The 11933-nt window shown below is 60.4% G+C and carries 10 protein-coding genes; 6 read left to right on the forward strand and 4 right to left on the reverse strand.

Annotation, left to right across the window (positions count from 1 at the left end; genetic code table 11):
- Nucleotides 1-60: 60 nt before the first annotated feature.
- Nucleotides 61-816 (reverse strand): RraA family protein, encoded by a 756-nt coding sequence (locus BV034_RS10865; RefSeq protein ID WP_050026907.1) that lies wholly within the window; start codon nt 814-816, stop codon nt 61-63.
- A gap of 138 nt (nt 817-954) precedes the next feature.
- Between BV034_RS10865 and BV034_RS10870 the strand changes: the two genes are divergently transcribed.
- Complete coding sequence (locus BV034_RS10870; RefSeq protein ID WP_050026910.1) at nt 955-2451, forward strand: family 10 glycosylhydrolase; 1497 nt, start codon at nt 955-957, stop codon at nt 2449-2451.
- Between the two features lie 36 nt (nt 2452-2487).
- Here BV034_RS10870 and BV034_RS10875 read toward each other — a convergent pair whose 3' ends face one another.
- Both BV034_RS10875 and BV034_RS10880 read right to left on the reverse strand, forming a co-directional pair.
- On the reverse strand, nt 2488-2679 hold the full coding sequence (locus BV034_RS10875) for a hypothetical protein (RefSeq protein ID WP_265592867.1): 192 nt from the start codon (nt 2677-2679) through the stop codon (nt 2488-2490).
- Between the two features lie 37 nt (nt 2680-2716).
- Nucleotides 2717-3511, reverse strand: a complete 795-nt coding sequence (locus tag BV034_RS10880) for a class I SAM-dependent methyltransferase (RefSeq protein WP_050026914.1) — start codon at nt 3509-3511, stop codon at nt 2717-2719.
- A gap of 232 nt (nt 3512-3743) precedes the next feature.
- Here BV034_RS10880 and BV034_RS10885 point away from each other — a divergent pair, with 232 nt between their 5' ends.
- Nucleotides 3744-4154 (forward strand): hypothetical protein, encoded by a 411-nt coding sequence (locus tag BV034_RS10885; protein WP_265592868.1) that lies wholly within the window; start codon nt 3744-3746, stop codon nt 4152-4154.
- A gap of 61 nt (nt 4155-4215) precedes the next feature.
- Complete coding sequence (locus BV034_RS10890) at nt 4216-5373, forward strand: right-handed parallel beta-helix repeat-containing protein (RefSeq protein ID WP_050026918.1); 1158 nt, start codon at nt 4216-4218, stop codon at nt 5371-5373.
- A 7-nt stretch (nt 5374-5380) separates the two neighbouring features.
- On the opposite strand, the gene nadC is transcribed toward BV034_RS10890, so the two are convergent.
- Nucleotides 5381-6232: a carboxylating nicotinate-nucleotide diphosphorylase gene (nadC, locus tag BV034_RS10895; protein WP_050026920.1), complete on the reverse strand. Its 852-nt coding sequence runs from the start codon at nt 6230-6232 to the stop codon at nt 5381-5383.
- A 194-nt stretch (nt 6233-6426) separates the two neighbouring features.
- Between nadC and BV034_RS10900 the strand changes: the two genes are divergently transcribed.
- The 3 genes from BV034_RS10900 to BV034_RS10910 all read left to right on the forward strand — a co-directional run bounded on the left by BV034_RS10900 (nt 6427) and on the right by BV034_RS10910 (nt 11742).
- A complete protein-coding gene (locus BV034_RS10900; RefSeq protein ID WP_050026922.1) occupies nt 6427-8592 on the forward strand; it encodes a transglycosylase domain-containing protein in 2166 nt (721 codons plus the stop codon).
- Nucleotides 8593-8863: 271 nt separating this feature from the next.
- The gene (locus BV034_RS10905; protein WP_050026924.1) at nt 8864-9409 is read left to right on the forward strand and encodes a hypothetical protein; all 546 of its coding nucleotides are present in this window, start codon (nt 8864-8866) and stop codon (nt 9407-9409) included.
- 257 nt (nt 9410-9666) lie between these two features.
- Complete coding sequence (locus BV034_RS10910; protein ID WP_265592869.1) at nt 9667-11742, forward strand: DUF6600 domain-containing protein; 2076 nt, start codon at nt 9667-9669, stop codon at nt 11740-11742.
- The last annotated feature ends 191 nt before the right edge of the window (nt 11743-11933 follow it).

Below are 11933 nucleotides of genomic sequence, written 5' to 3' on the forward strand. Positions count from 1 at the left end.
CGCAGAGATGGTGAGGTTGTTTCATGGATGACAGGTGAACGCGTTGGGTCCCATCGCTGGCTACCATTCGCCGTCTTTATGGAACTTTGCCCGGGCAGCTTCTCCGAACTGACGCCCCGCTGCCGCCAATTGATCGAGGATCTGACTGGCCGCCAGTCCGGAGGTGCCACGTGCGGCCGGGATGACGGTGTTGCATTCGTTCGCGTCCATGAAGCGGGCGGCATCCATGAGGCCGGCTTCGTCTTCCGGAGGGACCACGAGGAAGCCGTGCTTGTCCGCATGAATAAGCTGGCCGGGCTGGACGGGCGTGCCAAACACCTCAACCTCACAGTTCCATCGCACCGGGTGAACGGCCGCATGGCCCACGCAGAGACGTCGTGCCAGGGCTTTGAATCCCGCGTTGGTCATCTCATCCACATCGCGAATGGCACCGTCCACGATCGTGCCCACGCAGCCCAGAGCACGATGCATGTTGCTGTTCACCTCACCCCAGAAGGCTCCGATGACCCCTGGCTTGTCCAAATCTTGCACGACGACAATCTTCGGCCCTGGCGCACTGGCCACGTACTCCCGGTATCTCAACCAGGCGTCAGGGGACTGGGTGCGGTGGTTGGGATTGCTGGGCTCGATGACCACGGTCACCGCGTACCCGACCATGGGGCCCATTTGCGGCATGTAGTCCCGAGTTTCCTCCCTGTTGAAGCCGTCAGCACAGGGATTGCGCCGGGTGATCTGCTCCCAGCCGTTATAGATCGTGGGAGTGTTCCAGCGTTTCAATTGCAGCAGGTCAGAGTGGGGAAGGCGGGGAGCATTCATTGCGGTTCTGGGAGATGGCACCGAGCTTAACGTCTGCCAGGGGGGGGCTTCACTGGTAAAGAAGGCGGACCAGCTCGACGGCGGCCGAGGGGATTGGGAGCTTGCGCAGCCGGGCATTTCAAGGCATGAAGTGCGCGCATGCCCCCCACCTTCATCCACCGGATCCGGGTACACCTGGCCACCGCGGTTGTGTCTGCCCTGGCCACGGGACTGGTGCCGTTGCCTCTGGCGGCCCAGACCCAGGTGCCGACTCCACCCCAGCCGTTGCGGGAGTTTCGCGGGGCCTGGGTTGCGACTGTAAGGGGCATTGATTTTCCCTTCGAGCCCGGAGATCCCACCGCCAAGCAGCAGGCTGAGCTCACGGGCATTCTCGACAAGGCCGTGACCCTCAAGTTGAACGCCCTTATTTTTCAGGTGCGGCCTGCCGGGGACGCGGTGTACGCGTCGAACCTCGAACCCTGGTCCCCATGGCTGACCAATGAGATGGGCAAGGCTCCAGCCCCGTTGTGGGATCCCCTGGCGTTCTTTATCAAGGAGGCGCATGCCAGGGGTATTGAACTGCATGCCTGGTTCAATCCCTTTCGCGCCCTGAGCGGTCCCAAGTACAAAGGGGCAGGCAAACACATCACGATCACGCACCCCCAGTGGTGCATGAAGTACGGGGAGGACACGTGGATGGATCCGGGTGAACCAGGGGTGCGTGCGCACTCGCTTGCCGTAATGCAGGATGTGCTGACCCGGTACGATGTGGATGGCATCCACATGGACGACTACTTCTACCCCTATCCCGTGAAGGGTGCGCCCTTCCCTGATGACCGCAGCTACAGCGCCTACCAGAAAGCGGGCGGCAAGCTGGGCAAGTCTGACTGGCGGCGTGAGAACGTGAACACCTTTGTAGAGGAGCTCTACAACATGGTGAAGCGGGAGAAATCCTGGGTGCGAGTGGGCATCAGCCCCTTCGGCATCTGGCGGCCCAACTATCCAGCTGGCTATGCGAAGGGGGCGCTGGATCCCTATGAGGCGCTTTCCGCAGACTCCCTAAAGTGGTTGCAGCGAGGGTGGGTGGACTACATGGCTCCTCAGCTCTACTGGCCGAACGAGCCAAAGAACCTGAGCTTTGCCGCGCTGTTTGACTGGTGGCTTTCGCAGAACACGGCCCGCCGCCATATCTGGCCCGGCATGGCCTCAGACAGAGTGCTGCAGGATCGCCAGCCCCATGAGATCCTTCGCCAGATCGGAATCGTGCGTATGCGTGCCGCTTACATGCCGCCGGGGCATTTGCACTGGAACTACAGTGCCCTTGGCAAGAACAAAGGAACCCTTGCCGATCTCTGCCGTCAGCGGGCTTATCAAGAGTTTGCCATCCCCCCCTCGGCCTCCTGGCTGGGGACGGAAAAGCCGCTCACGCCGGTGATGAACGTCTCAGGAAACACTGTTTCATGGGACTATCTGGACGAGCGCATGTTGAGCCTCACCAAGTGGTGGCTGGTGCAGACGTATGAAAACGGCAACTGGGTGAGCAAGAGATTGCTGCCCACAGAGGTGAAAATCTACACGTTGCCCCCTGGTGCCAAGGCCGTGGCCATCCGGGCCATCAGCCGTTCTGGGATCAGTGGAGACCCCGTCGTGCGTTGACTTTGCCGGGCAGGCCCGAGGAAATACTGCGCCGCCCTAGAGGGGCGGTGCCACGTACACGCCTGTGGAGGGTGGCGGGGTGCGGTGATCGAGAGACTCATCGGCCTTGTGCTCGATCTTCTCACCCAAGATCTGCATGTCCTGACCGAGACCTTTGGTGGCCATGCAGGAAGAGAGGAGCAGGGAGGCGGCTCCCAAGGCCAAACCGAGCAGAAGGGTTTTCTTCATGACTCCAAGGTAGTCATCTCTGTCGATCGTTCGCAAGTCAATTGCGTCGCAAAACCAGCACGATGTCGGCATAGCTGTCGTCCAGCTTCCGGAGGTCCTCTGCATCGTAGTGGAAATCGTGACAGGCCACGCAAGTGAAGTCGGGGACTTTGCGCAGCAGGGCTTTCACCTGGCGGGCATTGTAGGTGCGGAACTCCCAGCGCGTTTCCTGAATCCCGGTCCGGCCGTCTTGGGTGATGTGGAGACGGGTGCGCAGTTTCTCGCGGCGCGTCTTGCGGTCGGGTGGCCAGGTGTGGGTGTTGCAGACGACTCGTACGCCATCGCGATTTCCTGCCCACCGCTCGTGCTGTTCGTTGGGATCATCGTAGTCGGTGAGATGAATGCCCAGCACATACAGACCGCCAGGGCGGAGGCTGTCGGCCACCCGCTGCAAATGGGAGGCAGCACCCGCTTCCTCCATCACGTACTTGAAGGTGCTGACCAGACAATGGGCGAGGTCGAACTTCGTCTTGGCCTTGCGAGGAAGGGTGAAGTCTTCCATCCGGTCCTCCCACACCGTGCCTGGGGCCTTCAGGGTCTCCAGCCGCTGCCGTGTGTAGGCTGTCATGTTTTCGTTCAGGTCAAAGCCCCACACGGTATGGCCGCGTTGGGCGAGGGCCGCCATGAGCCTGCCGGATCCGCATGCGGGTTCCAGGACTCGCAGGGGTTTGTTGCCTGCTTTCCCCCCGTGACGCTGCATCATGGTCTCCAGGAAGGCGACTTCTTTGTCCGTGTCCTGGTCAAAGATGATGTCGTAGTAAAAAGGCGTGTCGTACCAGTCGGCGAGAGTCATGTCAGGTGTCGGGAGCGGATGGGTCACGTATCATGGCGGGGGCCAGCCCCCAGTTCAACCGCAGAACTTGCGCCGAGGACAGGAAGCAAAGCCCCGCACTTGCGGCCGGGAAATCTCTCGTCAACGTATCAGTCCCGTGTCGTCGCTTCCGTCAGCCCCGTTTCAGACTCCGCGCCAGATCTTTGCCGCCTTTGATCGCGGAGATCTTTCGCGGGAAGCTTTTCGTCAAGCCATGAACGAGCACGCCCTCCAGCTCATTGAGGAGATGGAAGAGGTGCATCAGAATCCCGTGGCTGCCTGGATGGAACACCTGAGGAGCCGACGGGCGGCAGGGAAACTCGGCCGCGAGTATGGGGAGGCCATGGTGCGTGAACTGCTGGTGGCGCTCTCTGAGGTGCCTGAGTTTCCCCTCGCACGCTGGCTCTGGAACGCGGACCGGCCACACCTGCCGTTGTACTGTTTTCTCCGGCCCAAGGCGGAACCAGTATTCCGGGTGCAAAAGATCGTCAGCGCTCCGTTTGTCGTGATGGTGCGGGTGGAGTACGGCAGCAGTGAAAAGTCCCAGACCGTCCGGGAGAAGTTTACCTTTACTCGTGATCAGGTGGGGCGGCTCCGGATGTCTGCGCGGGAGCGTGTGAAGTAGTTCTGAGCGCTCCCATTGCAAAGAACGAGGGAGGGCTTCCGTATTTTCTTTCCTCGCACCCATGTTGTTTGTCCCTTCTTTCCTCAGGCCCTGGATTTGGTTCACCTGTCTGGCTCTTGGCGTCATGCCGGCTGTGGCAGAGGCTCGCACGGTGAACTTTGCAGAGGTCGCAGGTCAGGCAGTGGGAGGAGGCTCCACCGACCACCGGGAGGCTCTGGCCAAGGTGTTGAGTTCCCTGCAAGCAGGCGACATCCTCCTGGTTCCACCCGGGGAGTACCGGGTGGTGTTGGGAAAGGCGGGGCTTACGGTGCCGGTTGGCGTCACCATTCTGGGGCAGGGAAGGAAGTCGGTATTTGTCTTGGCCTCTGAAGGGGGTGAAAAGGAGTATCGGGAATTCTTGCGACCCCAAAGTGGGGTGGTCTTGGAAGGCATCACCATCGAGCGTCGGGGGGCCTTCCCGCTGGTGATGATGCCAGTGGTGGGCAAGGTGGAGGGGCTGACCCTCAGGGGGGGCCGCTTCATCGGAAACTCGGCTGCCTATCCGGGAACTTACTGCCATGCGCTGCAGGTGGGTGGTGGTGATCTGTCCCAGTTTGAGATGGATGGGGTGGAGATTCGCGGCTGCACTTATGGCCTCTTCCAATCCAATCAAGCCAAGGGAAAGGTTGAAGGCGTCTTGGTGAGGAACTCGGAGTTCGCGGAGAATGAATCCTCTGATTTGGAGTTCAATGCTCCCAACGGCATCATGCGTGACATTGTCGTGCGCGACTGCGTGTTCCGTGACAATCGCAGCAAAAATGCCTCCGGTGGATTTGCGGTGGGCTTCGCCAACGTTCAGAAGGCAACCGTGCAGGACTGTCGCATCGAGAACTACGGGGCGGAGGCGCTGCACGTGGAGGACCGCTCGGCAGAAGTCCTTCTGAAAGGCAACACGGTGGTGACCGCCTCAACCCTGCAAAACAACGGCATCATTCTCGTGGTCAATGCGTCGCATGGCGTCGTGATCGAGGGCAACTACCTGGATGCGCGTCGCAATGGCAACGCGACCCACATGGTGCTGGCCACGGCAGGAGGTTCGAAGTTTGAGAAGCCCACAGACGTGGTCGTGAAGGACAACATCCTGATCATGGGTGCCGCCACCAAGAAATGGTATCTGGAACCCGGAGTGGAGGCCGCGCCGCCATCCGGGAACAAAATCATTCCTTGGGAATCGCCCTGAGCAGGAGCTAGAGGAGCTCCAGAGAAAGGTCGAGCGCGCGGACAGTGTGCGTCAGCGCGCCGATGGAGATCGCATCGACACCCGTGGCGGCATACTGCGGCAAGGTGTCGAGGGTGATGCCTCCACTGGCCTCCAACAAGACTCGCTTGTCCACCACGGCTACGGCCTGGCGGAGCACGTCCGGGGGCATGTTGTCCAGCAGGATCACGTCCACGCCTTCGAGCTTCAGGAAGCGTTCCACCTGCTCCAGGGTGTCGGCTTCCAGTTCGATGCGCACTCGAGGATGCTTCTGGTGCACGGCCCGAATCGCTGCCTGCAAGTCTTCCTGGCGATCGTCTGCCAGCAGGTGATTGTCCTTCACCATCACCATGTCATAGAGGCCGATGCGATGGTTCGTGCCGCCCCCGCATTTGACGGCATGTTTTTCCAGCAGTCGCCAGCCGGGGGTGGTCTTCCTGGTGTCCAGGATCTTGACCGGGTGAGGGCGCACCGCTTCCACATGGCGGCGTGTCTGGGTGGCGATGCCACAGAGTCGCTGCAGGAAATTGAGAGCGGTGCGTTCGGCCGTGAGGATGCTGCGGGTGCGGCCTGCCACCTGAAGGATGGTGTCCCCGGGTTCAAAAGGAATCCCATCGTGTCGCTCCAGATGCACCGAAAGAGAGGGGTCCACCGCCTCGAACACCTGCCGGGCGATGTCTGCTCCAGCAGTGACACCGCTTTCCTTGGCGAAGATCCTCGCCTTGGTCACGCTGTTTTCGGGGACGAAGAACTCGGACGTGATGTCTCCGCTGCCCACATCCTCCAGCAGCGCGGCTTGAATGAGGGTGACTGCGGATTCGGGCAGAAAGGTGTCAGACATGGGGAGGGGGGATACTTCAAACGGCAACGCTCACTGTGCAAGGAAAGTCCGATTCCGCTTTTGGATTCCTCACTGCTCCAAATGCGTGCCGCCATGTTTGATTTTCTTTGCCAATTCACAGAGAATTCACGTGCCGTTCGCACGGCTTGCATTTGGTGGAAGCACAGGTGAGAGGAACTCCAATCCCATCCCGCATGACCGATCCCGCTCTGCCGACTCCCGAGCCCATTCAAGCTCCGCGCCACCGTTTTCGTCGCATTTTTACCCGACTGGGATTGATCGTGCTCCTGCTTGGGGCTGCCGCTGGCACCACGGTGCTTGTTGTGTTTGGTCAGATGGCCCGGCAGTACGACATCGCCAAGCTGGGCGAGATGCCGCAGCGCTCGGTGGTGCTGGATGTGAAGGGGCGGGAACTGGGCAAGTTGCATGGGGAGAATCGCGTGGTGGTGCCTTTCACCAAGGTCTCGCCGTTCTTTATCAAGGCGCTGCTGGCCCGGGAGGATGCCCGGTTCTATGACCATGGCGGGGTGGATTACATCGGGGTGCTGCGGGCGGCGGTGCGCAACCTGAAGGACAAACGGGCGGTGCAGGGGGCGAGTACGATCACCATGCAGCTCGCCCGCAACAGCTTCGACGGGCTGAATGCGAAGACTCTCAATCGCAAACTGGTGGAAGTGATGCTCGCCAGGCGGATTGAGGCCGAGAAGTCCAAGGAAGAGATCCTTGAGCTCTATGTGAACCGCATCTTCTTCGGCAGCGGGCTCTATGGAATCGAGCGTGCGAGCAAGGCCTACTTCGCCAAGTCGGCCTCCGAACTGACGCCCGGTGAATCGGCGATGCTGGCTGGCATCATCCGCAGCCCCAACCGCTTTTCCCCTTTCAGAAACTGGAAAGGAGCCCTCAAGGAGCGGGACGATGTGCTGAAGCGGATGGTTGCCACCAAGGCCATTAGCCAGGAGGAGGCCGATGCCGCCATGAAGGAGGACATTGTGGTGGCAGCGCTGCCCGTGATTCGCTCCCAGGACAACTACATGATGGAGGCAGTGCGCCGCGATCTGGAACTGATCCTCAATGACCAGGATGTGGAAGACGGCGGCTTGGTGATCCACACCACTCTGGACAAGGACATTCAGGCGTCGGCTGAAGCTTCCCTGGAGAAGCGACTGAAGGAAGTGGAAAAGCAGCGCAGCTACAGTCACCCGACCAAGGCCCAGTTTGATGCCTCCTGGGATGGAGCGACGGAACCTCAGTCCGTACCTTACCTCCAAGGGGCGGTACTGGCAGTGAACAATCACACCGGCGGGATCCTGGCGGTCGTGGGCGGGCGGGACTACACACAGAGCCGCTTTGACCGGGCCCTTCAAGGGACCCGGCCCATCGGCTCGACGGTCAAACCGTTCATCTACGCCGCTGCTTTTCAGCAGGGCCTCCTCCCCGGCACCCTGGTGGAGGATGCGCCGATCCGCCCTGGCGAGTTGCAAGACACCGACACGAACTGGAGTCCGGGCAACTCTGATGGGAAGTTCCTGGGGTGGCAGCCCGCGTCGGTTGGCCTCGTGCGCAGCCGCAATGCCATGACGGTGCGGGTCGGAAACTATGCCGGCATGGAGAATGTGCTGGCGCTTCTGCGGGACTCCGGCTTGGGCGAGCCTCAGGTAATCACCCCCCAGATCTACATCGGGAACATGGGAACCAGTCTGAAGTCGCTCACCAGTGCGATGAGCGTGTTTGCCAATCAAGGGGTGAGAAGGCGGCCCTTTCTTATCGAGCGCATCTCCGACTCCGAAGGGGAGGTGATCTACTCCACCCCAGTGCTGGAGGCGATTGCCATGCCTCACTACATCGCCAATGCCACACGCCGTCTGATGGAGAAGGTGATGGACCAGGGTACCGGAGCCCCCGCCCGCAGTGAGTATGGGTTCAAGGAAAGGGCGGGTGGAAAGACGGGCACCACCAATGACTACAAGGACGCCTGGTTCGTCGGCTACACTGGCGAGATCACCTGCGGCGTCTGGGTGGGCCTGGACATTCCGCAGACCATCGCCCCAGGCGGGTATGGCGGCAAACTGGCGCTCCCCGTGTGGGCGGATGTCATGAAGTCAGCGGTGGCGCTCGATTACAAACCCGTTGCTCTGGCGGCGGAGGCTCTGGACAGCGAGGTGACCCTCTGCCGGGTGAGTGGACAACTCGCCACGGCTGCCTGCCAGCAGGCCGGGCAAGCGTACACCGATGAGCTTCCGGTGGAAATGGTGCCGCAGTCAGCCTGCGCCGTGCATGGGGGAGGGGGAATTTTCACCCGAACAGAGCCACGGGAAAAAAAAGACGGCTTTTTTGGCCGTTTGTTCCGATGGTTCAAGTGAGCCACTCCAGAGAGCCTCTGGCAACTAAATTGCTATAAGGCTGGGAGCTGGGAAAATTTCCGCAATTAGTATAAATAATTCTTGTGAAGGGTAGGGCATTTGCCTAATATTATTTCCAACGGCGTGCTGCTCTGGCAACAGAGGTCATCCACAGTGCGTTTCAGTACTCCAAACGGATTGTGGAAAAAAGCCCCGACATGTGGCTCGGGTAGGCAAATCCTCAAGACTCCATCACCCCATGAAATCGCGGAAATCATTGAATGGGACGTCCATGTCTTCGAACATCGGCGTCATCGCTGCACAGAGAAATGTATTGGCGGGAGATCGGCGAGGTGCGATCCCCCAAACCCCGCCGCAGAGCCGCAGGCGTGCGGCCTCCATGCGAAGTGCGGTGGTTGCGACGGACCGGCCCAGGGCTCTTGAAGCGGCCCACTATGCCGGAATCACGGTCAATCGGCTGATCACCGTGAAAGAGCGTACGTTGGGCGTGTCGGCTGGAGGTCGGCTGGTGATCACGCTGGCTCAAGTACACACCCGACTCCGTGAGATGCTTCTCATGGAAATCGGCCAGGACGTGAGCGACCTGCCAGAGGATGGGTACTTCTCATCCTCCCTCAATCCCACGACCAGGATGGAACTGCAGTTGCCCATCCAGAGCACCTATTTCTGCGAGGTGAAGTGCCGCGTGGGGGTGAAGGCTCTGCGGGATGCCAATACTCCCGAAAAATTGGCCAAGGCCATCTGGTCTGCCATCCCGCTCGCCCATCGAGCCAGCACGGCCGTAGCGGAGGAGTCTGCTGAGTCATTTGCCGCATAGGCGATTGCCTGTCTCCCCATCAATCAACCGTTTCTTCACAGGGCCTTCCGGCTGGCAATCTTGCCTTTCGGGTGGCCCTTCTCTTTTGCATCGTCGAGCTTGCACTCGCTGACGGAGGGCGTCGGTGACGAAGATCAGGTTCGACGCAGCCTGTTGGGGATTGGAGTGCGATCCAGTGAATAGAAAGGAGACCAGGCCAGTCTGAATGGGCGGGGACTGGTCCAGACCTTTTTACTCCAACACCCCCTTGCTGCGCCATGAAAACACTTCCATTGCTACTCTTAAGCTTCGCCCTTTGGTGCGTTGCTCTTCCGCCCCGTGCCGTGCAGGCACAGGAAACGGTCTCGTTCGAACTCTTCTACGACTCCCTGGATCCGTACGGTGAATGGATCGAAGTGGATGACTACGGGTATTGCTGGCGCCCCTATGCGGCCATGGATGACGCGATGTGGCGTCCCTATTCCGATGGATCCTGGGCGCACACCGATGGTGGCTGGACCTGGGTGTCCAACGAAGACTTTGGCTGGGCCACCTATCACTATGGCCGATGGGCTCGCGTCATCGGAGTGGGGTGGGTGTGGGTCCCGGGGTATGAATGGGCCCCAGCGTGGGTGTCCTGGCGTGACACTCCCGACAAGGAGTATGTGGGCTGGGCTCCTCTGCCTCCCGAAGCACGATTTGAGATCTCCATCGGGTTCAATACCTGGGTCGATGATTACTACGACATCGGACCTTCCTGCTACAATTTCGTGAGATACCGTGATTTCGGCGAACCCCGGCTGCGCACGGTGATCATGCCCTATGAGCGGAACGTCACGATCATCAACAACTCGATCAACATCACGCACATCAGCTACCGTGATTCGATCGTGAACAACGTTTACATCGGCGGGCCCCAGTACGGATTTGTGCGGGAACGCAGTGCACGGGAAGTGAGAGAACTCAAGCTGCGTCGGCGGGACGACTTTGACTTCGACCGTATGCGCCGGGATCCCAAGGAATATGGCCGCGCCATCAACCACCGCGAGGGGGACAATTTCCTGGTGGCTGCTCCAAACATCCGTCGTTTTCGTGACGATGAGCGACGCGAACCCACCAAGGTGAAGGAGCGTGTGACGGACCGCCGCATCGACCGCGGCTGGGACGGCGTAAAGGACCCGGCCGTTGCTCAACGCATTCGCGAACGCATGCGTCAGGACGGTGATCGGACTCGTCCCCAAGTGATGCCAGAAAAAGTGATCGGGGGTCGGGAACGGGATGGCCGGATTGGCGCAAATGACGACCGGGATCAGAAGGGGCGGGATAATCGCGAAGGACGTGAGATGAACCGTGACGACCGTAGCACCGGACCTGGGGCTTTGCCTGGTGGTGGACGGGACGAACGCGTCACTCCTGGCGGAGCATCGCAGGCGGATATCGCCCGCCGTCTGGAAGAGGAGAAGAAGCTGCGTGAGCAGCGCGGCGGCACGGCCATGGATGACCGCGAACGCAAACGCAACAATGATGAAGATGGACGTGTGGGCCGCCCTGGTGGTGCTCCTCCTGACATGGCTGACCGCCGTGAAAAGGAACGTCGCGATGCCATCGAGTCAGAGCAACGTCGTCGTGCCATGGAAGGTGAAGATGCTGCCAAGAAGAAGGAGATGGCCGACCGTGAACGTGTGGATCAAGATCGCGGCGAGAAGATGAAGGTGGACGCCCAGCGCGAAAAAGAGCGCCAGGCAGCCATGGAGTCCAAGAAGCGTGATGACTCGGAACGCATGCAGCGGGATCGTGAGGAAAAAATGAGGGGTGATGCGCAACAGGAAAAAGAACGCCAGGCGGCCATGGAATCCAAGAAGCGCGACGACGCGGTGCGTGCGCAGCGTGAACGTGAAGGCAGTGAGCAGGCCGCAAAGGAACGGATGGAAGGTGAACGTCGCAAGGCGATGGAGTCCCGCGCACGTGAGCAGAATGAGGGGCAGGAGCGCATGCGGAATGTGGAACGTGAAAAGCAGCAACGTGCTGTGAAGGAAGCGCAAGATCGCCAGCGCGCTGCCGCAGAAGGTGCCCAGCGTCGTGAAGCAGAGAATGGCCAGCGCAAGGCCATGGAGGATGCCCGCCGCCGGAGCGATGACAGCCAACGTGAGGCCGCGGAGCGCTCCCGTCGTGCAGCGGAAGAGGGCCGTCGTCAACAGATGCAGAGCCAGCAACGCCGCGCCGAAGAATCCCGACCCCAGCCCCAGCCTCAGATTCAGCGCCGGGAGGACACCCCCCCTGCAGGTGGTCGTGAGGGTGGCAAACGCGGCCACGACAAAGACGATGACAAGGAGAAGGAAAAAGGCCGCAAGTAGTTTGTTGAAACCCGTTTGAGCAAGTTCAGAGAGGTGTGCCCCGGAAACGGGTCACACCTTTTTTTGTGCCAGATGTTGGATCTGCTGCAGCCCGTATCTCTCCGCCATCTCTTGCCAACAAAAAGCCTCCGCCCAAAATCGGACGGAGGCTCGTGACAGGTCTCAGATCGTGGGGAGCGGAGGCTCAACGC

It is taken from the genome of Verrucomicrobium sp. BvORR034, from assembly GCF_000739635.1.
GTDB lineage: Bacteria > Verrucomicrobiota > Verrucomicrobiia > Verrucomicrobiales > Verrucomicrobiaceae > Verrucomicrobium.

What these genes read in the sequence shown, in the direction of transcription:
- BV034_RS10900 (WP_050026922.1), top strand. Translation starts at nt 6,427, where the DNA reads ATGACCGATCCCGCTCTGCCGACTCCCGAGCCCATTCAAGCTCCGCGC.
- BV034_RS10910 (WP_265592869.1), top strand. Translation starts at nt 9,667, where the DNA reads ATGAAAACACTTCCATTGCTACTCTTAAGCTTCGCCCTTTGGTGCGTT.
- BV034_RS10885 (WP_265592868.1), top strand. Translation starts at nt 3,744, where the DNA reads ATGAACGAGCACGCCCTCCAGCTCATTGAGGAGATGGAAGAGGTGCAT.
- BV034_RS10890 (WP_050026918.1), top strand. Translation starts at nt 4,216, where the DNA reads ATGTTGTTTGTCCCTTCTTTCCTCAGGCCCTGGATTTGGTTCACCTGT.
- BV034_RS10875 (WP_265592867.1), bottom strand. Translation starts at nt 2,679, where the DNA reads ATGAAGAAAACCCTTCTGCTCGGTTTGGCCTTGGGAGCCGCCTCCCTG.
- BV034_RS10865 (WP_050026907.1), bottom strand. Translation starts at nt 816, where the DNA reads ATGAATGCTCCCCGCCTTCCCCACTCTGACCTGCTGCAATTGAAACGC.
- BV034_RS10880 (WP_050026914.1), bottom strand. Translation starts at nt 3,511, where the DNA reads ATGACTCTCGCCGACTGGTACGACACGCCTTTTTACTACGACATCATC.
- nadC (WP_050026920.1), bottom strand. Translation starts at nt 6,232, where the DNA reads ATGTCTGACACCTTTCTGCCCGAATCCGCAGTCACCCTCATTCAAGCC.
- BV034_RS10870 (WP_050026910.1), top strand. Translation starts at nt 955, where the DNA reads ATGCCCCCCACCTTCATCCACCGGATCCGGGTACACCTGGCCACCGCG.
- BV034_RS10905 (WP_050026924.1), top strand. Translation starts at nt 8,864, where the DNA reads ATGTCTTCGAACATCGGCGTCATCGCTGCACAGAGAAATGTATTGGCG.